Consider the following 22,843-nt stretch of genomic DNA (forward strand, 5'->3'; position numbering starts at 1 on the left):
TCAAAAAAAAAGCCCGCTTAGTCGCGGGCTGGGTATCTGTTTGCATTTTGCAGACGTGTGACACTGCCCGATAATCAGGATGTGCGCCACCAACCGTGCAGAGTGAAATGTGCTGTCATTTTCAGATACCTTTCTCGTGTGAACTTGCGTACTAGTTAACTAGTTCGATGGCGAGTTGTCAACCCTTGATTTCAGAATTTCGCGCCAAGCCGTTATCATAGGGGTTTCGGATGTCTTTAACCTGCTATGGGAAGTGCTTTGAGCGATACCACCTACGCCGTAATTTATGATTTACACAGCCATACTCAGGCCTCTGATGGCCTGCTGACACCCGAAGCCCTGGTTCATCGCGCCGTTGAAATGCGTGTTGGCACGCTGGCGATAACCGATCACGATACGACAGATGCTATTCCTGCGGCGCGCGCCGAAATTGCCCGCAGCGGACTTGCGCTGAATCTGGTGCCCGGCGTCGAAATTTCGACAGTCTGGGAAAATCACGAAATTCACATTGTTGGCCTCAATATCGATATTGAACATCCGGCAATGCGTGCGTTTTTGCAAGAACAAAAATCGCGCCGCAACGAACGCGCCGAAATGATTGGTGAGCGACTGGAAAAAGCGCATATTCCCGGAGCGCTGGAAGGTGCACAGAAACTGGCAAACGGTGGGGCGGTGACGCGCGGCCATTTTGCCCGTTTTCTGGTTGAGGCGGGCAAAGCCACAACGATGGCGGACGTGTTTAAAAAATATCTGGCACGCGGGAAAACCGGTTACGTTCCGCCACAGTGGTGTACAATAGAACAAGCTATTGATGTCATTCATCATTCTGGCGGTAAGGCCGTGCTCGCCCATCCGGGGCGGTATAATCTTTCTGCTAAGTGGCTGAAAAGACTGCTGGCACACTTTGCCGAATGTGGCGGTGAGGCGATGGAAGTCGCCCAGTGTCAGCAGGCGCCCAATGAGCGTGCGCAGCTCGCGACCTACGCGCGTCAGTTCGGTCTGCTGGGTTCGCAGGGGTCGGATTTCCATCAACCCTGTGCGTGGATCGAGCTGGGACGCAAGCTCTGGTTGCCCGCAGGCGTTGAGCCCGTCTGGCAGCTCTGGGAACAGCCGCAGAAAATTGAAGAGAGGGAAGTATGAGTCAGTTTTTCTATATTCATCCGGATAACCCGCAGCCACGCTTAATTAATCAGGCCGTGGAGATCGTTCGCAAAGGCGGCGTGATTGTCTACCCGACCGATTCTGGCTACGCGCTGGGCTGTAAAATTGAAGACAAAGGGGCGATGGAGCGCATTTGCCGCATTCGTCAGCTGCCGGACGGCCATAACTTTACCCTGATGTGCCGCGATCTTTCTGAACTGTCGACCTACGCGTATGTCGATAACGTGGCGTTTCGTCTGATCAAAAATAACACGCCGGGCAACTACACCTTTATTCTTAAAGGAACCAAGGAAGTGCCGCGCCGACTGTTACAGGAAAAGCGTAAAACCATTGGGATGCGCGTACCGTCCAACCCGATTGCGCAGGCGCTGCTGGAAACCCTCGGCGAGCCGATGCTTTCGACTTCTTTAATGTTGCCTGGCAGCGAGTTCACCGAATCCGATCCCGAAGAGATTAAAGACCGTCTGGAAAAGGTGGTCGAGTTGATTATTCATGGCGGCTACCTTGGTCAGCAGCCAACCACCGTTGTTGACTTAACCGAAGATGCGCCAGAAGTGATTCGTGAAGGCGTGGGTGATGTTAAGCCTTTCTTGTAAGGGTGTAAGCAGATATACTACGCGGCCATCAAAGCAGGGCTGAGCCCTCTTTTGACCTGATTCGACGCCTGTGAAGGCGACACCTGAGGAAGCTCAATGAGCGAGAAGTTACAGAAAGTGCTGGCGCGTGCCGGCCACGGTTCACGCCGTGAAATCGAAGCCATTATTGAAGCGGGTCGCGTGAGTGTGGACGGTAAAATCGCCACGCTGGGTGACCGCGTAGAAATCGTACCGGGATTGAAGATCCGCATCGACGGTCATCTTATCTCCGTGAAAGAGTCCGCTGAGCAGATCTGCCGCGTGCTGGCGTATTACAAGCCAGAAGGCGAGCTGTGCACGCGCAACGACCCTGAAGGTCGCCCGACGGTGTTTGACCGTCTGCCTAAACTGCGCGGCGCTCGCTGGATTGCCGTGGGGCGTCTGGACGTGAATACCTGCGGCCTGCTGCTGTTTACCACTGATGGTGAACTGGCAAACCGTCTGATGCACCCTAGCCGTGAAGTGGAACGCGAATACGCCGTGCGTGTCTTCGGCCAGGTTGATGAGAATAAACTGCGCGATCTGTCACGCGGCGTTCAGCTGGAAGACGGTCCTGCGGCATTTAAAACCATCAAATTTACCGGTGGCGAAGGCATTAACCAGTGGTACAACGTTACCCTGACTGAAGGCCGTAACCGTGAAGTGCGTCGTCTTTGGGAAGCGGTAGGTGTGCAGGTGAGCCGTCTGATCCGTGTCCGTTATGGCGACATCCTGCTGCCAAAAGGTCTGCCACGGGGTGGTTATACCGAGCTGGATCTGACACAGACTAACTACCTGCGTGAACTGGTCGGCCTGACGCCAGAAACCACCTCTAAAGTGGCGGTGGAAAAAGATCGTCGTCGTATGAAGGCGAATCAGATCCGTCGTGCGGTGAAACGCCATAGCCAGGTGAGCAGCAACCGCCGCTCTGGCAGCCGTAACAACAACGGTTAACATAAAAGCCCGGTGAAGATCACCGGGCTTTTTTCTTAGTAATCAATACCGATTTGCGCTTTGATTCCCGCGTCAAACGCGTGTTTGACCGGACGCAGTTCGCTGACGGTATCTGCAAGCTCCAGTATTTCCCGATGACAGCCACGCCCCGTGACGATAACCGTCTGGTGCGCCGGGCGTTGTTGTAACGCCTCCAGTACCGCATCCAGCGGGAGATAGTCGTAGGCCACCATATAGGTTATCTCATCCAGCAGAACCATATTCAGGGCGGGGTCTGCCAGCATTCTTTTGGCGTGCTCCCAGACTGCAAGACAAGCTGCAGTATCGGTTTCCCGGTTCTGCGTATCCCATGTAAAACCTGTCGCCATCACCTGAAATTCAACGCCATGCGGTTCAAGCAGATTACGTTCGCCGTTCGGCCATTCGCCTTTGATGAACTGAATGACGCCCACTTTCTGCCCGTGACCGACAGCACGCGTGGCGGTGCCAAATGCCGCGGTAGTTTTACCTTTGCCGTTACCGGTAAAGACGATAATTATCCCGCGCTCGTCCTGTGCGGCCGCAACGCGCGCATCGACCTGTTCCTTCAGACGCTGCTGGCGTTGTTGATGGCGTTCTTCACTCATTGCGAAATCCCTGGTTTACGGCCCGGCTGGGCATCGAAGGTCATCCCCGTTTTACGACGGCTGTCGTCGCCCATCAGCCAGAGATAGAGCGGCATAATGTCTGCGGGTGTTTTCAGTTTCTGCGGGTCTTCCGACGGGAAGGCGCTGGCGCGCATTTTGGTGCGCGTTCCACCCGGGTTAATGCAATTTACGCGCAGATGGCGGCTTTGATACTCCTCCGCCAGCACCTGCATCATCCCTTCAGTCGCGAATTTCGAGACGGCATATGCCCCCCAGTTGGCTCGACCTTCGCGGCCTACGCTGGAGGAGGTAAAGACCAGCGAGCCGGACTCGGATTTAAGTAATAAAGGAAGCAATGCCTGCGTCAGGAAAAACGTGCCGTTGACGTTGACCTGCATCACCTGCTGCCAGATATCGGGATCCTGTTCATCCATAGGACGGACTTCTCCCAGCAAACCCGCATTGTGCAGGACACCGTCCAGCCGCGGATAGTGGGCGCTAATCCGGTGAGCAAGCTCCTGGCACACCGCTGGCGTGCAGGTGAGTAAATCGAGGGTATACCACGGGGCCGGAATGCCGCCTGCCGCCTCTATTTCCTGCGCGACGCTTTTCAGTTTCTCTTCATTACGACCAATAAGAATAACGCTCGCGCCATAGTCAGCGTAGGTCAGGGCCGCCTCGCGACCAATTCCGTCACTGGCACCGGTGACCAGAATGATGCGATTTTGCAGCAGATTTTTTTGCGGTTGATAATGCACGGGGACTCCTCTGGCGCGCAGTGACGCAATGACGCCTTCTTTATGACTTTTCGGCTTTATGCCCGAATTAGCATGAGAATTCAATCAGTCTACAGGAGGCATTACTGTAAAATTAACAATTTGCAAATATTTAAACCCCCATGAGGGGATTCCTGAAGCAGGCTCGCAGAGGTAATGTCACGAGCGAGACGCATGGGCAGGGCTGTTGTACACTGCCGTGAAAGAATCGTGGTTAAACAAGGTGGAACGCGTGGAATTACTTTCTCAGTATGGGTTGTTTTTGGCCAAAATCGCAACGGTGGTGATTGCCATTGCGGTGATTGCCGTTCTGATTGTAAACCTGACGCAGCGTAAGCGTCAGCGTGGGGAGTTACGCATTACCCGCCTGAGTGAGCAGTATAAAGAGATGCAGGAAGATATGTCTCTGTCGCTGCTCGATAGCCATCAACAGAAGCAGTGGCTTAAAGCGCAGAAGAAAAAGCATAAACAGGAAGCCAAAGCGGCAAAAGCGAAAGCAAAGCTCAATGCACCGCAAGATGAGGCAAAGCCACGCGTCTATGTGCTCGACTTTAAAGGCAGCATGGATGCGCATGAAGTTTCTTCTCTGCGCGAAGAGGTCACTGCCGTTCTAGCCGTGGCAAAACCGCAGGATCAGGTGGTGGTGCGTCTTGAAAGCCCGGGCGGTGTGGTACACGGTTACGGACTGGCTGCGTCACAGCTGCAGCGCCTGCGTGAAAAACAGATCCCGCTGACCGTTGCGGTGGATAAAGTCGCGGCGAGCGGTGGCTACATGATGGCCTGCGTCGCGGATAAAATTGTGGCGGCACCGTTTTCTATTATTGGTTCAATCGGTGTGGTTGCGCAAATCCCTAACTTTAACCGCTTCCTCAAAAACAAAGAGATCGACATTGAACTGCACACGGCCGGGCAGTACAAACGCACTCTGACGCTGCTGGGGGAAAACACGGAAGAAGGGCGTCAGAAATTCCGTGAAGATCTCAATGAAACGCACCACCTCTTTAAAGACTTTGTGCACCGCATGCGCCCATCGCTCGATATTGAGCAGGTCGCGACGGGGGAGCACTGGTACGGGATCCAGGCCCAGGAGAAAGGACTGGTAGATGAAGTGGGCACCAGCGATGACCTGCTGCTGAACTTGATGGATGGCCGTGAGCTGGTGGGCGTGCGCTTTACGCAGCGCAAGCGTCTGCTCGATCGCTTTACCAACAGTGCGGCAGAAAGTGCCGATCGGCTGTTGCTCCGCTGGCTACAGCGCGGACAAAAACCGTTGCTGTAAACAAAAACGCGAGGCTCAGGCCTCGCGTTTTGCATTAATCAACCAGGTGATATTTCTCTGAAAGCGTATGCGCCAGGTATTTAAACATGTTAAACACGGCGGTGCTTTTCGGGGTAGGTAGCCCCTGTTCGTCAAGGAAGTATTCGCCGCTGAAAACCAGCACGCCATTACGCTGTTCTACGCCGGTGGCTTCAATGCCCGCCAGAGTATCTTCATGATCACGGATAAGCTTGTTTGCTTCGATAAGCAGAGAGACTCGGTCAATTGGTTGGGTCGTATTGTGCATAATCCACTCCTTAAACAGTGACAATAGTCTACGCCGAGGGCGCTTTGGGGGCAAATTTTCCCTGTAATCTGAGGGGATAAGGCGCAGGAGCCTGGCTGGCGTGATTTGCTTTTGCATGCTAATAAAGTTGCGTAACGGATTTTATCAGGTAGAGTGTGCGCTTTCGTCATTCTGGCAACAGAATTGCTTGACATTCGACCGGTAATTCGTCACGAATCATATGAGGCGTGAGAAAAATACCCGAAAACTCAATCACCTGGGCGTCATTTCTCTGACGTTCGGTAAGACAAAGGGGTTGATATCCCCTGACGCAGTCGCAATATCAATGACGCGTCGTCAGTGGAAGGGAAATCAACGTGCGGCGTATTCCTGGAAGAATTAAATTAGGTAAAGGTGAATATGGGTAAAGCTCTCGTCATCGTTGAGTCCCCGGCAAAAGCCAAAACGATCAATAAGTATCTGGGTAATGACTACGTGGTTAAGTCCAGCGTGGGTCATATCCGCGATTTGCCGACCAGTGGCTCAGCCAGCAAAAAGAGCGCAGACTCTACCTCCACCAAAGGGGCTAAAAAGCCTAAAAAGGATGAACGTAGCGCGCTTGTCAACCGCATGGGTGTTAACCCATGGCACAACTGGGATGCACAATACGAAGTGCTGCCCGGGAAAGAAAAAGTTGTTAATGAGCTGAAACAGCTTGCTGAAAAAGCAGACCACATCTATCTCGCAACCGACCTTGACCGCGAAGGGGAAGCCATTGCGTGGCACCTGCGGGAAGTGATCGGTGGTGATGACAAACGCTACAGCCGTGTAGTGTTTAACGAAATTACGAAGAATGCGATTCGTCAGGCGTTTGAAAAGCCGGGCGAACTGAACATTGACCGTGTAAACGCGCAGCAGGCACGTCGCTTTATGGACCGTGTTGTGGGCTACATGGTGTCTCCACTGCTGTGGAAAAAGATTGCCCGTGGTCTGTCCGCAGGCCGTGTGCAATCCGTTGCCGTGCGTCTTGTCGTTGAACGTGAACGCGAAATTAAAGCGTTTGTGCCAGAAGAGTTCTGGGAAGTCGACGCGAATGTCACCACGCCGGGCGGGGATGCTCTGCCGCTGCAGGTGAGCCATCAGAACGACAAGCCTTTCCGTCCTGAAAACCGTGACCAGACCATGGCCGCGGTGGCGCTGCTGGAAAAAGCACGCTATCAGGTTCTGGAGCGTGAAGACAAACCGACTAGCAGTAAGCCTGGCGCACCGTTTATTACCTCTACGCTGCAACAGGCCGCAAGCACGCGTCTGGGTTATGGCGTGAAGAAAACCATGATGATGGCCCAGCGCTTGTATGAAGCGGGTTACATCACCTACATGCGTACCGACTCGACTAACCTGAGTCAGGATGCGGTTAACATGGTGCGCGGCTATATCGGTGACAATTTCGGTAAGAAATACCTGCCGGAAAGCGCTAACCAGTACGCCAGCAAAGAGAACTCACAGGAAGCGCACGAAGCCATTCGTCCTTCTGACGTCTCTGTGTTAGCGGACTCGCTGAAGGATATGGAAGCCGACGCCCAGAAGCTGTACCAGCTTATCTGGCGCCAGTTCGTCGCGTGTCAAATGACACCCGCGCAGTACGATTCCACTACGCTTACCGTCGGGGCGGGTGATTTCCGTCTGAAAGCGCGTGGCCGTATCCTGCGTTTCGACGGCTGGACGAAAGTCATGCCTGCACTGCGTAAAGGCGACGAAGACCGAACGCTGCCGGCGGTGAACAAAGGGGATGAACTCTCTCTGGTTGACCTCGTGCCAGCTCAGCACTTTACCAAGCCGCCTGCGCGCTTTAGCGAAGCATCGCTGGTAAAAGAGCTGGAAAAACGCGGTATTGGTCGTCCGTCAACCTATGCGTCAATCATTTCGACCATTCAGGATCGTGGTTATGTGCGTGTTGAAAACCGCCGTTTCTACGCTGAAAAAATGGGTGAGATCGTAACCGACCGTCTGGAAGCCAACTTCCGCGAGTTGATGAACTACGACTTTACCGCACAGATGGAAGACAGCCTTGACCAGGTTGCCAGTCATCAGGCGGAATGGAAGAAAGTGCTCGACAGCTTCTTCAGCGACTTTACCAACCAGCTTGAAAAAGCGGAGAAAGATCCTGAAGAGGGCGGCATGCTGCCTAACCAGATGGTACTGACCAGCATCGATTGCCCAACCTGTGGCCGTAAGATGGGGATCCGTACTGCGACAACAGGCGTCTTCCTCGGTTGCTCTGGCTATGCGTTATCGCCGAAAGAGCGCTGCAAAACCACCATCAACCTGGTACCTGAGAACGAAGTTCTTAACGTGCTGGAAGGTGACGATGCAGAAACCAATGCCCTGCGTGCCAAACGTCGTTGTAAGAAATGTGGCACGGCGATGGACAGCTACCTGATCGATCCGAAACGCAAATTGCACGTCTGCGGGAATAACCCAACGTGTGATGGTTATGAGATCGAAGAGGGTGAGTTCCGCATCAAAGGCTATGACGGCCCTATCGTTGAGTGCGAGAAGTGTGGCTCGGAAATGCACCTGAAAATGGGGCGTTTCGGGAAATACATGGCGTGCACCAACGACGAGTGTAAGAACACCCGTAAGATTCTGCGTAACGGTGAAGTCGCGCCGCCGAAGGAAGATCCGGTTCCGCTGCCAGAATTGCCGTGTGAGAAGTCTGACGCCTATTTCGTGCTGCGTGACGGTGCTGCCGGGGTCTTCCTCGCGGCAAACACCTTCCCGAAATCGCGTGAAACCCGCGCGCCGCTGGTGGAAGAGCTGCATCGCTTCCGCGACCGTCTGCCTGAGAAACTGCGTTATCTGGCCGATGCGCCACAGCAGGATCCTGAAGGCAATAAAACGGTGGTACGTTTTAGCCGTAAAACAAAACAGCAGTACGTTGCGGCTGAGAAAGAGGGGAAAGCGACCGGCTGGTCCGCCTTCTTTGTCGACGGAAAATGGGTTGAAGGCAAGAAATAATCTTCCCTTACCGTAACTTACCTGTAAAAGGGCCGGACTTCCGGCCCTTTTTTATTACCTTGTTATTATTTTTTGTTCCGTACTATACAGTCAGGCTATAAATGATATAGTGGTTATAGTTAACCCTTTTCTTATTATCAAATCGTCTTAAGCGATTGACCGCGTGCGCTAAATCGGATGGTCTGGCATGAAATTACAGCAGCTTCGTTATATCGTTGAGGTGGTGAATCACAACCTCAACGTCTCTTCTACCGCTGAGGGGTTATATACCTCGCAACCGGGCATCAGCAAACAGGTTCGTATGCTGGAGGACGAATTAGGTATCCAGATTTTCGCTCGCAGCGGTAAGCACCTCACACAGGTGACACCCGCCGGGCAGGAAATCATTCGTATTGCCCGGGAAGTCCTCTCCAAAGTTGACGCTATTAAGTCCGTGGCGGGTGAACATACCTGGCCGGATAAAGGCTCGCTTTATATTGCCACAACGCATACTCAGGCGCGTTATGCGCTGCCAGGCGTTATTAAGGGCTTTATAGAACGTTATCCGCGCGTCTCTTTGCATATGCATCAGGGCTCGCCCACGCAAATCGCTGAAGCGGTTTCAAAGGGCAACGCGGACTTTGCCATCGCGACAGAAGCGCTTCACCTGTATGACGATCTGGTTATGCTACCGTGCTACCACTGGAACCGTTCTATCGTAGTGACCCCGGATCATCCGCTGGCGGGGAAAGGGGCGGTGACTATTGAAGAGCTGGCGCAATATCCTTTAGTGACATACACCTTCGGCTTCACCGGACGTTCTGAGCTTGATACGGCCTTTAACCGGGCGGGATTAACGCCGCGCATTGTCTTTACCGCCACGGATGCTGATGTCATTAAAACCTATGTGCGGCTTGGCCTGGGCGTTGGGGTGATTGCCAGCATGGCCGTCGACCCGGTTTCAGACCCGGATTTGGTTCGTCTTGATGCGCACGATATTTTCAGCCACAGCACGACCAAAATTGGTTTCCGTCGCAGCACCTTCCTGCGCAGCTATATGTATGATTTTATTCAACGCTTTGCCCCGCATTTAACGCGTGACGTGGTCGATACGGCGGTTGCATTACGCTCAAATGAAGATATTGAAGAGATGTTTAAAGACATCAAACTTCCGGCAAAATAATCACTCCCGGTATCTTTCCCTCACGGAAAGATACCGAATTAACTCCTCAAAGCTAAATCATAATTATCATCATCTACATTTTCCCTGCCATATAATGTCATTACCCATTTAATCTGTATGGTTTTAATGTCGTGAATTGGCGACAAAAGTAGAAAGTAATTTACGGCTACGCAAATATTTCTTTTCAATTATTTATTTCTGGTCAAAAGATTGAATATTTCCCACCAATTGATGCGTAAATTCACTGGCTTTTCGGCTAAAGTTTCTTTAGGATTTATCTCAACAGATGATTAATTGTACCAATTGTTTGGTCCTAAATGATAAGCGATATCGATTGTATGAGGTTAGCAATGCCTTCAGGAAGTGAAGAACCGCAAAGGGATCCTGCGCTCAAGCGTAAAGCCTGGCTGGCGGTCTTTCTCGTCTCCGCCCTGTTTTGGGTAGTGGTTGCTCTCCTTGCCTGGAAATATTGGGGTTGAATATGGCAGTGACGGTACGTACAGAAACGGTAAAACAGATGTGTCAGCATCGTGACAGTGGTCACAAAGGACGCAAAGCACCTGCGACCGTTGTCCCCGCGTCCTGGAAACTGACGCCACAGCAGCAAGCCTTTATTGATGTGTTCGCAGAAGACGAACCCAAAAAACAATAATTTAGTTAATTGCGTAATGATGCAAATAGTCTGAATAAAGACTCTGCACCTTTGTACTCTTTAATAAATACACATCAGCAATATAGAACTGAGGGCAAACCTCGGAGCCTTTTTAAAAATAATGCCTGGTGTACCCTATGATGAATAACATGATGTCTCACAAATACTGGTCATGGCTCGGCGTTTTTTCTGTGTCGATCCTGTTCTGGTCTCAGCTCATCTGGCTGGCCTTCCTGTAAATCCAAAACCTCGCTGCGGCGGGGTTTTTTGTTTTCGCACTTCACTGGACCATTCCTAAATTTATCAATTCGGGTTGTTATCAGAACGTTACGACATCTTTGTGTTATCTTTAATTACAGCCCTGATGATTGTCAGGACATCTCTGTAATTAAGGAGGAGCTTATGTCGTTAACCCTACGCGAAGCCAGTAAGGACACATTACAGGCAGAAAACAAAACCTGGCATTACTATAGCCTGCCACTGGCTGCCAGAACGCTTGGGGACATTTCGCGTTTACCCAAGTCCTTGAAAGTTTTGCTGGAAAACCTCTTACGCTGGCAGGATGGCGATTCCGTCACCCTCGAGGATATCCAGGCGCTGGCGGGGTGGCTGAAGAGTGCCCATGCCGACAGAGAAATAGCCTATCGCCCGGCGAGGGTCCTGATGCAGGACTTTACCGGTGTTCCCGCCGTGGTTGATTTAGCCGCCATGCGCGAAGCCGTTAAGCGCCTCGGTGGCGATACGGCAAAAGTGAATCCGCTTTCTCCCGTTGACCTCGTGATTGACCACTCCGTGACCGTTGACCACTTCGGTGATGATGATGCTTTTGGCGAAAACGTACGTCTGGAGATGGAACGTAACCACGAGCGCTATGTCTTCCTGAAATGGGGGCAACAGGCGTTCAGCCGCTTTAGCGTGGTTCCGCCTGGAACCGGTATTTGCCATCAGGTTAACCTCGAATATCTGGGCAAAGCCGTCTGGAGTGAATTGCAGGATAAAGAGTGGGTGGCTTATCCGGATACGCTGGTCGGGACGGATTCACATACCACCATGATTAACGGCCTCGGTGTGCTGGGGTGGGGCGTCGGGGGTATTGAAGCGGAAGCGGCTATGCTTGGTCAGCCGGTGTCGATGCTCATTCCTGATGTGGTGGGCTTCAAACTCACCGGTAAGCTGTCGGAAGGCATTACCGCCACCGACCTGGTGTTGACCGTCACCCAGATGCTGCGTAAGCATGGCGTGGTGGGTAAATTTGTTGAATTCTACGGTGACGGGCTGGATTCGCTGCCGCTGGCCGATCGCGCCACGATCGCCAATATGGCGCCGGAATATGGCGCGACCTGTGGCTTCTTCCCCATCGATGACGTCACGCTGGAATATATGCGCCTGAGTGGTCGCAGTGAAGAGCAGGTCGCGCTGGTCGAGGCCTACACTAAAGCGCAGGGGATGTGGCGAAACCCGGGTGATGAGCCGGTATTTACCAGCACGCTTGAGCTGGATATGGGAAGCGTCGAGGCGAGCCTTGCCGGGCCAAAACGCCCGCAGGATCGGGTCGCGTTACCGGACGTGCCGAAAGCTTTTGCCGCCAGCAATGAACTGGAAGTCAATGTCGCGAAAAAAGATCACCGTCCAATAGACTATGTCCTGAACGGACATCAGTATCAACTTCCGGATGGCGCGGTGGTTATTGCCGCTATCACCTCCTGTACCAACACCTCGAACCCAAGCGTTTTGATGGCCGCGGGACTGTTGGCCAAAAAAGCCGTTGAGCTTGGACTGAAACCGCAGCCGTGGGTTAAGGCTTCGCTGGCCCCGGGCTCTAAAGTGGTTTCAGATTACCTGGCGCAGGCAAAACTCACCCCGTACCTTGACGAGCTGGGATTTAATCTCGTGGGTTACGGATGTACTACCTGTATCGGTAACTCCGGTCCGCTGCCTGAGCCGATTGAAACGGCGATCAAGCAGGGCGATCTTACCGTGGGTGCGGTTCTTTCCGGTAACCGCAACTTTGAAGGGCGCATTCATCCGCTGGTGAAAACCAACTGGCTGGCCTCGCCGCCGCTGGTTGTGGCTTACGCGCTGGCGGGAAACATGAACATCAATCTCACGACAGACCCGATTGGTCACGATCGCAAGAACGAGCCTGTTTACCTGAAAGATATCTGGCCGTCTTCACGCGACATCGCGCGAGCCGTTGAAAAGGTCTCAACCGAAATGTTCCGCAAAGAATATGCGGAAGTGTTTGAAGGCACGCCGGAATGGAAAACAATTAACGTCGTGGGCTCGGATACCTATGGCTGGCAGGATGATTCGACCTATATTCGTCTGTCACCGTTCTTTGATGACATGCTGGCTGAACCTGCTCCGCTTAAAGATATCCACGGGGCGCGTATTCTGGCGATGCTGGGCGATTCCGTTACCACGGACCACATCTCGCCGGCGGGCAGTATCAAAGCCGACAGCCCGGCAGGCCGCTATCTGCAAAGCCGTGGGGTGGAACGCCGGGACTTCAACTCCTACGGATCGCGTCGTGGTAACCACGAAGTGATGATGCGCGGGACGTTTGCCAACATCCGCATCCGCAACGAAATGGTTCCGGGCGTGGAAGGGGGCATGACGCGTCATTTACCTGGCACGGAAGTGGTTTCGATTTATGATGCCGCCGTTAAATACCAGCAGGAAGGCACGCCGCTGGCGGTGATTGCCGGTAAAGAGTACGGCTCCGGCTCCAGTCGAGACTGGGCAGCGAAAGGTCCGCGCCTGCTTGGGGTTCGCGTGGTCATTGCCGAATCTTTCGAGCGTATTCACCGTTCGAATCTTATCGGGATGGGGATCCTGCCGCTAGAGTTCCCGCAGGGCGTCACCCGTAAAACGCTGGGACTGACCGGGGAAGAGCAGATTGATATTAGTGGTCTGCAAAACCTGCAGCCGGGTAAAACGGTTCCGGTGACGTTAACGCGAGCAGACGGTAAAACGGAAGTGCTTGAATGCCGGTGTCGCATTGATACGGCAACCGAGCTGACCTACTACCAGAACGACGGCATATTACATTACGTGATTCGTAAAATGCTGGATTGACGCAGTCAGCCCGGCTCGCGATGGCGATGCCGGGCATCTCGCGATCACTCGCTCAGGAGGTGACCCATTTTGGCGGCTTTGGTATCAAGATAGTGGGCATTTTTCGGGTTACGGCCGACAATCAGCGGAACACGTTCGACGATATTGATCCCCGCTTCGGTCAGGATTTCCACCTTTTTCGGGTTATTGGTCAGCAGACGGACCTCATCTACCCCAAGAAGCTTGAACATATCGGCGCACAGGGTAAAGTCGCGCTCATCGGCGGCGAACCCGAGCTGGTGGTTCGCTTCAACCGTATCGTATCCCTGATCCTGCAGCGCGTAGGCGCGGATTTTATTCAGCAGGCCAATATTACGACCTTCCTGACGGTGATAAAGCAGCACCCCACGACCTTCTTCAGCGATGTGAGAAAGGGCTGCTTCAAGCTGGAAACCGCAATCACAGCGCAGGCTGAACAAGGCATCGCCAGTCAGACACTCCGAATGTACGCGAGAGAGTACCGGCGTCTGTCCTGAAATGTCACCGAACACCAGCGCGACATGATCCTGTCCGGTTGCCAGTTCTTCAAATCCCACCATCAGGAAATCGCCCCATGGGGTTGGCAGTTTGGCTTCTGCCACACGTTTAAGCTGCATGTGATTCTCCAGAGTAGGCTGACACGTTTCGTGCCTTTCGCCTGTTTGGCTTTCTGTATCTGTTCATTTTGCCACAAGCTCAGCACGTTCGCCTAATGGGCGCCATGCTATATGGACGTTAAACGCACGATCCGACATATCCACCCAACAGATGAATTTCAGTTATGATTGTGGTGCTTAGCGAAAAAGGAGAAGACATGCTTTCAATCGCCAGACGTACGGCAGCAGGTGCGGCCATTCTACTTATTATGCCGCTGGCCGTATGGGTTTCAGGCTGGATGTGGCAGCCGGGTCAGAACGCCACATGGCTGAAAACATTATACTGGATAACGGAGACGGTCACCCAGCCGTGGGGAATTATCACGCATGTGATCCTTTGCGCCTGGTTTCTGTGGTGTTTGCGCTTTCGTCTGCGTGCGGCGCTGATGCTCTTTGCGATACTGGGTGGGTCGATCCTCATCGGTCAGGGCGTGAAGTCCTGGGTTAAAGATCATGTCCAGGAGCCGCGTCCTTTTGTCGTCTGGCTGGAAAAAGCGCACCATGTTCCGGTGGATGAGTTCTACAATTTAAAACGTAAAGATCGTGGTGCGCTGGTCAAAGAACAGCTTGCGGAACAGCAGGATATCCCGAAGTTCTTACGTAAACACTGGCAAAAAGAGACCGGGTTTGCTTTTCCTTCCGGCCATACCATGTTTGCCGCCAGCTGGGCGTTACTGGGAGTAGGGCTGCTTTGGCCACGGCGCCGTACGGTCACGATCGCGATTTTACTGGTCTGGGCCACAGGGGTGATGGGCAGTCGTTTGCTACTGGGGATGCACTGGCCGCGGGATTTGGTGGTGGCTACGCTGATCTCATGGCTGCTTGTGACGCTGGCAACATGGCTTGCTGAACGCATCTGCGGTCCGTTAACGCCACCGCCTGTCGAGGAAGAAGAGATCGCCGAAAGGGACCAAAGCGACGCCTGACGGTTGATATTCCGTGTTTTGCCCATAAATCCATGACTGGCTCGTCACTTTTTCCGTTTCGCGCCCGTCACTAAAATGGTAGTTTATAAGGCTGATTGCGGTGAGTTGAACACACTTTATTCGCTTGAACCACATAACGGGAAGTAATGTGAAATATTTACTCATTTTCTTACTGGTATTGGCGATTTTTGTCATTTCAGTCACATTGGGTGCACAAAACGATCAACAGGTGACGTTTAACTATCTGCTGGCGCAGGGCGAGTATCGTGTATCGAGCCTTCTGGCGGTTTTATTCGCCGCGGGCTTTGCGATTGGCTGGCTGGTATGCGGTCTTTTCTGGTTGAAAGTTCGTGTTTCACTTGCGCGCGCTGAACGTAAAATTAAACGACTCGAACATCAAATTGCGCCTGCGTCCGACATTCCGGAAAGCTCTGGTGTGCCGGTCGTCAAGGAATAATCGACTATGCTGGAGTTGTTGTTTCTGCTTTTGCCTGTAGCCGCAGCCTATGGCTGGTATATGGGCCGCAGAAGTGCGCAACAAACAAAACAGGATGAGGCTAACCGACTCTCCCGCGACTATGTTGCTGGGGTGAACTTCCTCCTGAGCAATCAACAGGACAAAGCAGTAGATCTGTTCCTCGATATGCTCAAAGAGGATACGGGCACCGTTGAAGCGCATCTCACCCTGGGAAACCTGTTCCGCTCGCGCGGCGAGGTTGACCGCGCCATTCGTATTCACCAGACCCTTATGGAAAGCGCCTCGTTGACCTACGATCAACGCCTGCTGGCGGTACAACAGCTGGGCCGTGATTACATGGCGGCGGGGCTGTACGACCGTGCAGAAGACATGTTCTCGCAGCTGGTGGATGAAACGGATTTCCGCGTCAGTGCCTTGCAGCAGCTGCTGCAGATTTATCAGGCCACCAGTGACTGGCAGAAAGCCATTGATACAGCCGAGCGTCTGGTGAAGCTGGGCAAAGATAAGCAGCGAGTTGAGATAGCCCACTTCTACTGTGAACTGGCCCTTCAGCAAATGGGCAACGACGACATGGACAAAGCCATGGCGTTGCTTAAAAAGGGTGCCGCCGCTGACCGTAACAGTGCGCGTATCTCCATCATGATGGGGCGCGTCTTTATGGCGAACGGCGACTATGCCAAAGCTGTAGAGAGCCTGTTGCGGGTTATCGACCAGGATAAAGAGCTGGTCAGTGAAACCCTCGACATGCTGCAAACCTGCTATCAACAACTGGATAAGCAGGATGAATGGGTGGCGTTCCTGCGTCGTTGCGTGGAAGAGAACACCGGCGCGACTGCCGAACTGATGCTCTCGGACGTGGTTGAGCAGTATGAGGGCAGTGATACCGCGCAGGTCTATATTACGCGTCAGCTGCAGCGTCATCCGACCATGCGGGTATTCCATAAGCTGATGGACTACCACCTCAACGATGCAGAGGAAGGGCGCGCCAAAGAGAGCCTGATGGTACTGCGCGACATGGTAGGCGAGCAGGTACGAAGCAAACCGCGCTATCGTTGCCAGAAGTGTGGGTTTACGGCGTATACACTTTACTGGCACTGTCCTTCATGCCGGGCATGGTCGACCATCAAGCCAATCCGAGGCCTTGATGGGCAGTAATTTTTAAAAACGATCTATTTTAGTTACAACATACTGATGGGTTTTCAGAACCCATCGAGTCCGTGCGGTTTGCCGGCCAGGCAGGAGAGTAAATCGATTCTGTTAATTTGCAGCGTTGGCAGGTAGAATGCTCGCCGTTTATCTGTTCCGCGCCGCTGCGCGCCCATAGACGAAAAGGGCTGGTCATGACGTCTGTTACTTCCTCCGCTTCCCGCGTAATTACTGATTCTCCTGTTGTTGTTGCGCTTGATTACAATAAACGTGACGCGGCACTGGCCTTTGTCGACGGTATAGACCCTCGCGACTGCCGTCTTAAAGTTGGCAAAGAGATGTTCACGCTGTTTGGACCGCAAATCGTACGCGACCTGCAACAGCGCGGTTTTGACGTTTTCCTCGACCTTAAATTCCACGATATTCCGAATACCACCGCGCACGCCGTGGCTGCTGCTGCAGAACTGGGGGTGTGGATGGTCAATGTGCATGCATCGGGTGGGGCAAGAATGATGACCGCAGCCCGTGAAGCGCTCCTGCCGTTCGGCAGCGACGCACCGTTGCTGATTGCGGTTACCGTGCTGACCAGTATGGATGAGAGTGATTTACGCGATCTCGGCGTGACGTTGTCACCTGCCGAGCATGCAGAGCGTCTCGCGCGCCTGACGCAAAATTGCGGGCTTGATGGTGTCGTCTGTTCCGCGCAGGAAGCCGTGCGTTTCAAATCAGAACTGGGCCAGGCTTTCAAACTTGTTACCCCAGGTATTCGCCCGGCCGGCAGCGAGGCAGGCGATCAGCGTCGCATTATGACGCCTGAACAGGCGCTGGCGGCAGGGGTAGACTATATGGTCATTGGGCGTCCTGTGACGCAGTCTGCTAACCCGTCTGAGACGCTCAAGGCGATCAATGCATCACTGAAAAAGGGGGCATAATGACTGATTCCAACAGTCGTCTGGTCTACTCAACAGAAAGTGGGCGTATAGACGAACCAAAAGCGAAAGCCGAGCGCCCGAAGGGGGACGGTATTGTTCGTATCCAGCGTCAAACGAGTGGACGCAAAGGTAAGGGCGTATGCCTTATCTCCGGCATTGATCTTGACGACGCGGAACTGGTTAAGCTGGCCGCCGATCTGAAAAAGAAATGTGGCTGCGGTGGTGCCGTGAAAGACGGCATTATCGAAATCCAGGGCGATAAACGTGATTTAATTAAATCCCTGCTCGAAGCCAAAGGCATGAAAGTGAAACTGGCGGGCGGCTAAAATAGATGAGCCACGGCATTTGCCGTGGCTCTTTTTTTTACGTGCGTAAGTCAGACCTGAAATGCGTTCTAATATCGCAGTACGGTGGAGGCTTATTTAATAATTATTTGCCGACCTGGTGACCGATAATACCACCGACAGCAGCGCCACCTAATGTACCCAGCGTACTACCATCTGTTAATACCGCACCGCCCAGAGCACCAGCACCGGCACCAATTGCGGTGTTGCGGTCACGTTTAGACCAGTTAGAGCAAGCGCTCAGGGACATTGCTACAGTGATTGCCAGAACAGCGGCGGCTAATTTTTTGCTGGTTAAGGTCATAATACTTTCTCCTGAATTATCGATTCACGGAAAGAGCTACGCTTTAAGTATAGACGAATTGAATACTTAAAAACTGTTTTCCGTGAAAGCTGGTCGCGCAGGCGTTACGTAATCACGCAGGTGATAGTCACTTCCTGTTATATCGCTAACATTAATTTTACGACTTTAAGGCGGGTTAAACAGGTAAAAACTCTTAAAGGAGGGTTAGGAATCATCTCAGACAGTAGGGACATAGGCGCCCGACATTCGGGCGTTTAAAGGACTCAGGGCGACTTTTTAATAATATTGACGATAAGACCGTCATCTTCCAGTTTAATACGATGCTCATCGCTCAAACGTTCGTCGGTAATTACACGGCTAAAGCGAGAGACTGGCCCCATGGTATAAGGGTGAACGGCGCCAAATTTTGAGCTATCAGTCAGCACAATGGCCTCACACTCTTTTTCCAGCACCGCATTCACCACATCAGAACGCATCATATCGCGGCCGGTGAAGCCCGTTTCTGGCTGCCAGCCATCAATACCAATAAAGGCCTTACTGAAATGGACCTGCTGAACATACTGGCGGGTCAGGGGACCAACCATGCTTTCGCTTTTTTTCTGGTAAATGCCGCCCAGCAGGATCACCTCGCAGCGGGTCTCTTTGAGCAGGTGCGCGATATAGCTACTGACCGTGATGATAGTAACGTCTTTCTGTTCGGCAAGCGTGCGCGCCAGTAAGGCATTGCTACTGCCGTTTTCGATAAACACCGTCTCACCATTGTTGACTAAAGACGCGGCAAACTCCGCCAGCTCACGCTTCAGGGCGTAGTTGTTCATCATGCGCGTCTCAACGTCCTCGCTATCGAGCGGGACCGCATATCCATGCGCACGACGCAGGTAGCTCTGTTTCTCCAGCAGGTTAAGATCCTGGCGGATGGTGACTTCTGAAACGCCGGTGGTTTTAGCGAGATCGACTACGCTGACGCGTCCCTGGTCAATGACCATCTGCAAAATGATTTGTTGTCGGGAATTCATAGCATCCAATTAATAAAGCGAAACAGGTTCGGAAACAGCAGGATCAAACTTCCCACGGCGCTTTTGGCTGTCCGTTCTCAGGCGCGTTTTCAGCACCCTTCTGAGCAAGAAGTTCAGACTTCAGGATCTCCAGATTACGGATCGCCGAGTGATAATCGCCTGCCACCAGGATATCCAGCACGGTATCAATACGTTGTGCTACAGCTTGTGCATCAATAGTAGACATAATCTCACCCCAGGTGCGAAAAGGTAATATTTTCAATGATGCAGAAAATGGGATCAAAAGAGAAGGGAAAAAATGCAATAACTAAATCACATAAATGAAAGTGATAAATTTATTCCCCCACATGCTGCGGGCTTAATGAGTGGATTAGTCTAAAACTGCGCGCAAGGCGCTTTTTCTGTGAGGAATTAGACTATGACAGTTATCAACCAGCCTACCTGCACCCTGTTTACCGATACTGAACGTTTCACACAGTTGTCAGCCTACTACGAGGAAGAGCGGCACACCATCTGGATGATGCTGCGGGCGCAACCTCGTCCTTGTTTTAATCATGCGTTAATTGAGGAGATCATGAACCTCTCCTGGCTGGTTCGCCAGTCCGGATATCTGGTCGATTTTTGGGTAACCGGGTCACTGGTTCCTGAAATGTATAATGCGGGAGGCGATTTACAGTTCTTCGTAGAGTGCATTCAAAATGGACGGCGTGAAGCGTTACGCGCGTATGCACGTGCCTGCGTCGACTGTGTGCACGCAGCGTCGCGGGGGTTTGATACGGGCGCGGTCTCTCTGGCAATGGTTGAAGGCAGCGCGCTAGGCGGTGGGTTTGAGGCTGCGCTGGCACACCATTTTGTTCTCTCTCAGCGCGATGCCCGTCTGGGCTTCCCGGAAATTGCCTTCAACCTGTTCCCGGGCATGGGGGCATATTCGCTGGTCGCACGTCGGGCAGGGATGAAACTGGCGGAAGAACTCATCTACAAGGGGGAGTCGCATACGGCAGAATGGTACGAACAACATGGATTGGTCGATGTGCTGTTTGAGCCCGGGCAGAGCTACGTCTCCGTCAGAACCTTCATCGACACGCTGCGGCCGAAGCTGAACGGGGTAAGGGCGATGTTGCGCGCCAGAACCCGGGTACTGCAACTGCCGCGCAGTGAACTGATGGATATCACGGAAGACTGGGTTGATGCGGCGTTTTGCCTCGAGCCAAAAGATATCGCCTATATGGAGCGTCTGGTGATGCTGCAAAACCGCCATCATGGGGCGTTACGCAAAGCCAGTTAACGTTGTTTTCGCGACTGATATCGCTTTAGCCATCGCTCGAATGCGGCAGCGGGCATCGGCTTAGCGAAGAGAAAGCCCTGCCGTTCGTTGACGCCGTTCTTGGTCAGAAAGGCGTCTTCTTTCGCGCTCTCGACCCCTTCAGCAATGACCTGCAGGTTTAATGCCTGTGCCACCGCGACGATGGCCCGCACCAGAGACTGGGAGATCGATTGTTTATGTATATCCCTGACGAAGGATTGATCGAGTTTAATGGCGTCGATAGGGAACCGCGCCAGCTGCGACAGAGACGAGTAGCCGGTACCGAAATCATCAAGATGAATTTGCGCGCCAAGTTTGCTGAACTGCTGGATCACAGAGAGCGCCAGCTCTTCGTTTTCGATAAGACAGCTTTCCGTGAGTTCAACGTCGATGGGGCAGTATTCAAAATCCAGATCCTTCAGCGCCTGCTTTAAATCGCTGAAAATGGTCTGGTCGGCCAGCTGACGTGCGGAGACGTTGACCGCCACGCGCAGGTTAATCCCCTTATCGCGCCATTTAGCCACCTGGCGCACCACATCAAGCATCACCCAGCGGCCCAGCGGGACAATCAATCCCGACTCCTCGGCATAAGAGATAAACTCCAGCGGAGGGATCAAACCGCGCTCCGGCGACTGCCAGCGCACCAGCGCTTCAAGACTTCGGATTTCACCCCGCCAGGTAATTTTAGGCTGGTAGTGAATCAGAAGCTGATCGTTATCCAGCGCTTTACGCAGGTTGGTATCCAGCCAGAGATATTCGAATACGCGCTGGTTCATCTCAGGTGAGAAGACGCAGAACTTGCCCCGGCCATTCTCTTTCGCCGTGTACATGGCGGTATCGGCATTACGGATGACGCTTTCCCTGTCGTTACCGTGCTGGGGCGCGAGGGCGATACCGAGCGAGCAACCGGTGTAAATTTCTATCAGGCCGATTCTGAACGGCTGGCGCAGACGGGTTAAGATCCGCGACGCCATCGCTTCCAGAGAGCCCTGAGAGGTATCTGTGGCCATGACAATAAACTCATCACCGCCAAGTCGCGCCAGCACCTGACCGTCATCCAGACAGCTCAGAATGGCCAGAGCGACAGCCTGCAATAGCTGGTCGCCAAACATATGCCCGTAGGCATCGTTGACCTTTTTAAAATTATCCAGATCGAGATACACCACGCCTACCTGCGTTTCACCGCGGCTGGCGATGGCATCAGAAATCAGTTCGTGGATCGCATTACGGTTTGGCAAACCGGTGATGGTGTCGGTATTGGCCAGCACGCGCAGACGCTCCTGGGCGCGGCGCTCCTCGGTAATGTCGGTGCCGGAACAGATAAGGAAAATTTCATTTTTGCCGCTGCCGCTATGAACAAACTTGTTTCTGAACAAAAACAGCCGTTGCCCTTTACGCGTTTTGATCCAGCGTTCGACCTCGTAGGAGCTGCCGTTGCGAAAAAAACCGGTGATATTGCGCTTTGAAGCTGCCGCTTCGCTGCGGCTCATAAACAGCTTGAACACGTTCTGGCCAATAACTTCTTGTTCTTTCAGACCGGTATATTCTTCACTCAGCCGGTTAAAACGCTGAATATTGCCGTTATGATCGAGAATAACGATGACGGAGTTGGCTTCAGAGACAACCTGTTCAGCAAAAGAGAGGCCCTGAGCCAGGTCACGGGCCACGGAGGGCGTATCGTTCCACGCTGACGCGGTGCCGGCCCATTCATTTCGGGTTATTTTGCGCCCCACAAGATGAACCGGGACATCTTCCCCGTACAACGAGAGCGTCATGGAGATGCTGGAGGTAATGACGGTTAACTGGCGGATGAGTTCGGCTTGTTCATCACCCAGCGCCACCACCTCAGTCACATCGGCATTTTCGCTGGCGGCAAGGTGCAGAGCATTGCTGTCAGCTGTCATTCGCCACCAGGGGCTATGCGTACCCATGTAACGAAACAGCAAATTCTGCTCCAGATCGTCCATCATGTTTTCTCCCGCAGCTGCTCATTAGCGCACAAATTATTCATTTGCCGTCGACTTTTCCGTTGTGAAACAGCGGCAACCCCAAAATGAACGTCGTGTTTTTTCCCGGTTTTCTTATAAAAAACGCGTCTGGCGAAAAAGGGTATTTATTGTATAAAAATTCACGTA

Annotated in this window: 25 protein-coding genes and 1 other annotated feature; of the genes, 16 read left to right on the plus strand and 9 right to left on the minus strand. The window is 52.9% G+C overall.

The genetic code is table 11. The features are described 5' to 3' along the window. Positions 1 to 3 precede the first annotated feature (3 nt). Positions 4 to 98 (minus strand) — a sequence feature (Trp leader region). Beyond that, a complete protein-coding gene (gene trpL, locus BJ887_RS23310; RefSeq protein ID WP_106993556.1) occupies positions 75 to 119 on the minus strand; it encodes a trp operon leader peptide in 45 nt (14 codons plus the stop codon). Its footprint overlaps the feature before it by 24 nt. A 127-nt stretch (positions 120 to 246) precedes the next feature. Between trpL and rnm the strand changes: the two genes are divergently transcribed. The 3 genes from rnm (at position 247) to rluB (ending at position 2,729) form a co-directional block, all read left to right on the plus strand. Then, positions 247 to 1,140: an RNase AM gene (rnm, locus tag BJ887_RS06415; protein WP_106504174.1), complete on the plus strand. Its 894-nt coding sequence runs from the start codon at positions 247 to 249 to the stop codon at positions 1,138 to 1,140. Further along, entirely contained in the window at positions 1,137 to 1,757 is a 621-nt protein-coding gene (locus BJ887_RS06420; protein WP_003856793.1) for an L-threonylcarbamoyladenylate synthase, read from the plus strand. The genes rnm and BJ887_RS06420 overlap by 4 nt, the downstream gene beginning before the upstream one ends. A 96-nt stretch (positions 1,758 to 1,853) precedes the next feature. Next, positions 1,854 to 2,729 (plus strand): 23S rRNA pseudouridine(2605) synthase RluB, encoded by an 876-nt coding sequence (gene rluB / locus BJ887_RS06425; RefSeq protein WP_008502809.1) that lies wholly within the window; start codon positions 1,854 to 1,856, stop codon positions 2,727 to 2,729. A gap of 35 nt (positions 2,730 to 2,764) precedes the next feature. On the opposite strand, the gene cobO is transcribed toward rluB, so the two are convergent. Together cobO and BJ887_RS06435 are read right to left on the minus strand one after the other, a co-directional pair. After that, positions 2,765 to 3,355: a cob(I)yrinic acid a,c-diamide adenosyltransferase gene (cobO, locus tag BJ887_RS06430; protein ID WP_020882435.1), complete on the minus strand. Its 591-nt coding sequence runs from the start codon at positions 3,353 to 3,355 to the stop codon at positions 2,765 to 2,767. After that, a complete protein-coding gene (locus tag BJ887_RS06435) occupies positions 3,352 to 4,113 on the minus strand; it encodes a YciK family oxidoreductase (RefSeq protein WP_020882436.1) in 762 nt (253 codons plus the stop codon). Before BJ887_RS06435 ends, cobO begins: the two co-directional genes overlap by 4 nt. A 250-nt stretch (positions 4,114 to 4,363) precedes the next feature. Between BJ887_RS06435 and sohB the strand changes: the two genes are divergently transcribed. Further along, complete coding sequence (sohB, locus tag BJ887_RS06440) at positions 4,364 to 5,410, plus strand: protease SohB (protein WP_020882437.1); 1,047 nt, start codon at positions 4,364 to 4,366, stop codon at positions 5,408 to 5,410. A gap of 34 nt (positions 5,411 to 5,444) precedes the next feature. On the opposite strand, the gene BJ887_RS06445 is transcribed toward sohB, so the two are convergent. Next, entirely contained in the window at positions 5,445 to 5,696 is a 252-nt protein-coding gene (locus BJ887_RS06445; protein WP_020882438.1) for a YciN family protein, read from the minus strand. A 399-nt stretch (positions 5,697 to 6,095) separates the two neighbouring features. On the opposite strand from BJ887_RS06445, the gene topA reads away from it, so the two are divergent. From topA to acnA, 6 genes are all read left to right on the plus strand, one after another. Next, entirely contained in the window at positions 6,096 to 8,693 is a 2,598-nt protein-coding gene (gene topA / locus BJ887_RS06450) for a type I DNA topoisomerase (RefSeq protein ID WP_121339605.1), read from the plus strand. Positions 8,694 to 8,880: 187 nt separating this feature from the next. Further along, positions 8,881 to 9,855 carry an HTH-type transcriptional regulator CysB gene (cysB, locus tag BJ887_RS06455; protein ID WP_014170373.1) on the plus strand — a complete coding sequence of 325 codons (975 nt, stop codon included), beginning with the start codon at positions 8,881 to 8,883 and terminating at the stop codon, positions 9,853 to 9,855. A gap of 338 nt (positions 9,856 to 10,193) precedes the next feature. After that, positions 10,194 to 10,334: a YmiA family putative membrane protein gene (locus tag BJ887_RS06460; RefSeq protein ID WP_214579162.1), complete on the plus strand. Its 141-nt coding sequence runs from the start codon at positions 10,194 to 10,196 to the stop codon at positions 10,332 to 10,334. 2 nt (positions 10,335 to 10,336) lie between these two features. Further along, on the plus strand, positions 10,337 to 10,507 hold the full coding sequence (locus BJ887_RS23115; protein ID WP_032669764.1) for a hypothetical protein: 171 nt from the start codon (positions 10,337 to 10,339) through the stop codon (positions 10,505 to 10,507). A 140-nt stretch (positions 10,508 to 10,647) separates the two neighbouring features. After that, complete coding sequence (gene ymiC / locus BJ887_RS23120) at positions 10,648 to 10,746, plus strand: small membrane protein YmiC (RefSeq protein WP_032669830.1); 99 nt, start codon at positions 10,648 to 10,650, stop codon at positions 10,744 to 10,746. A 163-nt stretch (positions 10,747 to 10,909) separates the two neighbouring features. Beyond that, positions 10,910 to 13,585 (plus strand): aconitate hydratase AcnA, encoded by a 2,676-nt coding sequence (gene acnA / locus BJ887_RS06465; protein WP_032678290.1) that lies wholly within the window; start codon positions 10,910 to 10,912, stop codon positions 13,583 to 13,585. Positions 13,586 to 13,629: 44 nt separating this feature from the next. Here the strand turns inward: acnA and ribA are convergent, their stop codons facing one another. Continuing rightward, positions 13,630 to 14,220 (minus strand): GTP cyclohydrolase II, encoded by a 591-nt coding sequence (gene ribA / locus BJ887_RS06470; RefSeq protein ID WP_003856813.1) that lies wholly within the window; start codon positions 14,218 to 14,220, stop codon positions 13,630 to 13,632. Between the two features lie 197 nt (positions 14,221 to 14,417). Here ribA and pgpB point away from each other — a divergent pair, with 197 nt between their 5' ends. The 5 genes from pgpB (at position 14,418) to yciH (ending at position 18,067) form a co-directional block, all read left to right on the plus strand. Beyond that, positions 14,418 to 15,185: a phosphatidylglycerophosphatase B gene (pgpB, locus tag BJ887_RS06475; protein ID WP_121339740.1), complete on the plus strand. Its 768-nt coding sequence runs from the start codon at positions 14,418 to 14,420 to the stop codon at positions 15,183 to 15,185. 148 nt (positions 15,186 to 15,333) lie between these two features. After that, complete coding sequence (locus tag BJ887_RS06480; RefSeq protein ID WP_013096374.1) at positions 15,334 to 15,642, plus strand: LapA family protein; 309 nt, start codon at positions 15,334 to 15,336, stop codon at positions 15,640 to 15,642. A 6-nt stretch (positions 15,643 to 15,648) separates the two neighbouring features. Further along, positions 15,649 to 16,818 carry a lipopolysaccharide assembly protein LapB gene (gene lapB, locus BJ887_RS06485; protein ID WP_014170367.1) on the plus strand — a complete coding sequence of 390 codons (1,170 nt, stop codon included), beginning with the start codon at positions 15,649 to 15,651 and terminating at the stop codon, positions 16,816 to 16,818. 185 nt (positions 16,819 to 17,003) lie between these two features. Further along, complete coding sequence (pyrF, locus tag BJ887_RS06490; RefSeq protein WP_020882443.1) at positions 17,004 to 17,741, plus strand: orotidine-5'-phosphate decarboxylase; 738 nt, start codon at positions 17,004 to 17,006, stop codon at positions 17,739 to 17,741. After that, positions 17,741 to 18,067 (plus strand): stress response translation initiation inhibitor YciH, encoded by a 327-nt coding sequence (gene yciH, locus BJ887_RS06495; protein WP_014170365.1) that lies wholly within the window; start codon positions 17,741 to 17,743, stop codon positions 18,065 to 18,067. Before pyrF ends, yciH begins: the two co-directional genes overlap by 1 nt. A 103-nt stretch (positions 18,068 to 18,170) precedes the next feature. On the opposite strand, the gene osmB is transcribed toward yciH, so the two are convergent. The 3 genes from osmB to BJ887_RS06510 all read right to left on the minus strand — a co-directional run bounded on the left by osmB (position 18,171) and on the right by BJ887_RS06510 (position 19,631). Then, a complete protein-coding gene (gene osmB, locus BJ887_RS06500; protein ID WP_008501216.1) occupies positions 18,171 to 18,389 on the minus strand; it encodes an osmotically-inducible lipoprotein OsmB in 219 nt (72 codons plus the stop codon). 263 nt (positions 18,390 to 18,652) lie between these two features. Further along, entirely contained in the window at positions 18,653 to 19,405 is a 753-nt protein-coding gene (locus tag BJ887_RS06505; protein ID WP_032680886.1) for a DNA-binding transcriptional regulator YciT, read from the minus strand. A 43-nt stretch (positions 19,406 to 19,448) separates the two neighbouring features. Next, complete coding sequence (locus tag BJ887_RS06510) at positions 19,449 to 19,631, minus strand: hypothetical protein (RefSeq protein ID WP_025204000.1); 183 nt, start codon at positions 19,629 to 19,631, stop codon at positions 19,449 to 19,451. Positions 19,632 to 19,823: 192 nt separating this feature from the next. On the opposite strand from BJ887_RS06510, the gene BJ887_RS06515 reads away from it, so the two are divergent. Then, entirely contained in the window at positions 19,824 to 20,690 is an 867-nt protein-coding gene (locus BJ887_RS06515; protein WP_014170362.1) for a crotonase/enoyl-CoA hydratase family protein, read from the plus strand. Here the strand turns inward: BJ887_RS06515 and pdeR are convergent. Beyond that, entirely contained in the window at positions 20,687 to 22,678 is a 1,992-nt protein-coding gene (gene pdeR, locus BJ887_RS06520) for a cyclic di-GMP phosphodiesterase (RefSeq protein WP_121339607.1), read from the minus strand. The two genes, BJ887_RS06515 and pdeR, sit on opposite strands and share 4 nt — an antisense overlap. Between the last annotated feature and the right edge of the window lie 165 nt (positions 22,679 to 22,843).

It is taken from the genome of Enterobacter sp. WPR_3_1, from assembly GCF_003635055.1.
In the GTDB taxonomy this organism is placed as follows: domain Bacteria; phylum Pseudomonadota; class Gammaproteobacteria; order Enterobacterales; family Enterobacteriaceae; genus Enterobacter; species Enterobacter ludwigii.

What these genes read in the sequence shown, in the direction of transcription:
- rnm (WP_106504174.1), top strand. Translation starts at nt 247, where the DNA reads ATGGGAAGTGCTTTGAGCGATACCACCTACGCCGTAATTTATGATTTA.
- topA (WP_121339605.1), top strand. Translation starts at nt 6,096, where the DNA reads ATGGGTAAAGCTCTCGTCATCGTTGAGTCCCCGGCAAAAGCCAAAACG.
- yciH (WP_014170365.1), top strand. Translation starts at nt 17,741, where the DNA reads ATGACTGATTCCAACAGTCGTCTGGTCTACTCAACAGAAAGTGGGCGT.
- ribA (WP_003856813.1), bottom strand. Translation starts at nt 14,220, where the DNA reads ATGCAGCTTAAACGTGTGGCAGAAGCCAAACTGCCAACCCCATGGGGC.
- pgpB (WP_121339740.1), top strand. Translation starts at nt 14,418, where the DNA reads ATGCTTTCAATCGCCAGACGTACGGCAGCAGGTGCGGCCATTCTACTT.
- BJ887_RS06515 (WP_014170362.1), top strand. Translation starts at nt 19,824, where the DNA reads ATGACAGTTATCAACCAGCCTACCTGCACCCTGTTTACCGATACTGAA.
- rluB (WP_008502809.1), top strand. Translation starts at nt 1,854, where the DNA reads ATGAGCGAGAAGTTACAGAAAGTGCTGGCGCGTGCCGGCCACGGTTCA.
- pyrF (WP_020882443.1), top strand. Translation starts at nt 17,004, where the DNA reads ATGACGTCTGTTACTTCCTCCGCTTCCCGCGTAATTACTGATTCTCCT.
- cobO (WP_020882435.1), bottom strand. Translation starts at nt 3,355, where the DNA reads ATGAGTGAAGAACGCCATCAACAACGCCAGCAGCGTCTGAAGGAACAG.
- acnA (WP_032678290.1), top strand. Translation starts at nt 10,910, where the DNA reads ATGTCGTTAACCCTACGCGAAGCCAGTAAGGACACATTACAGGCAGAA.
- cysB (WP_014170373.1), top strand. Translation starts at nt 8,881, where the DNA reads ATGAAATTACAGCAGCTTCGTTATATCGTTGAGGTGGTGAATCACAAC.
- BJ887_RS23115 (WP_032669764.1), top strand. Translation starts at nt 10,337, where the DNA reads ATGGCAGTGACGGTACGTACAGAAACGGTAAAACAGATGTGTCAGCAT.
- BJ887_RS06420 (WP_003856793.1), top strand. Translation starts at nt 1,137, where the DNA reads ATGAGTCAGTTTTTCTATATTCATCCGGATAACCCGCAGCCACGCTTA.
- BJ887_RS06505 (WP_032680886.1), bottom strand. Translation starts at nt 19,405, where the DNA reads ATGAATTCCCGACAACAAATCATTTTGCAGATGGTCATTGACCAGGGA.
- lapB (WP_014170367.1), top strand. Translation starts at nt 15,649, where the DNA reads ATGCTGGAGTTGTTGTTTCTGCTTTTGCCTGTAGCCGCAGCCTATGGC.
- BJ887_RS06460 (WP_214579162.1), top strand. Translation starts at nt 10,194, where the DNA reads ATGAGGTTAGCAATGCCTTCAGGAAGTGAAGAACCGCAAAGGGATCCT.
- BJ887_RS06510 (WP_025204000.1), bottom strand. Translation starts at nt 19,631, where the DNA reads ATGTCTACTATTGATGCACAAGCTGTAGCACAACGTATTGATACCGTG.
- pdeR (WP_121339607.1), bottom strand. Translation starts at nt 22,678, where the DNA reads ATGATGGACGATCTGGAGCAGAATTTGCTGTTTCGTTACATGGGTACG.
- osmB (WP_008501216.1), bottom strand. Translation starts at nt 18,389, where the DNA reads ATGACCTTAACCAGCAAAAAATTAGCCGCCGCTGTTCTGGCAATCACT.
- BJ887_RS06445 (WP_020882438.1), bottom strand. Translation starts at nt 5,696, where the DNA reads ATGCACAATACGACCCAACCAATTGACCGAGTCTCTCTGCTTATCGAA.
- ymiC (WP_032669830.1), top strand. Translation starts at nt 10,648, where the DNA reads ATGAATAACATGATGTCTCACAAATACTGGTCATGGCTCGGCGTTTTT.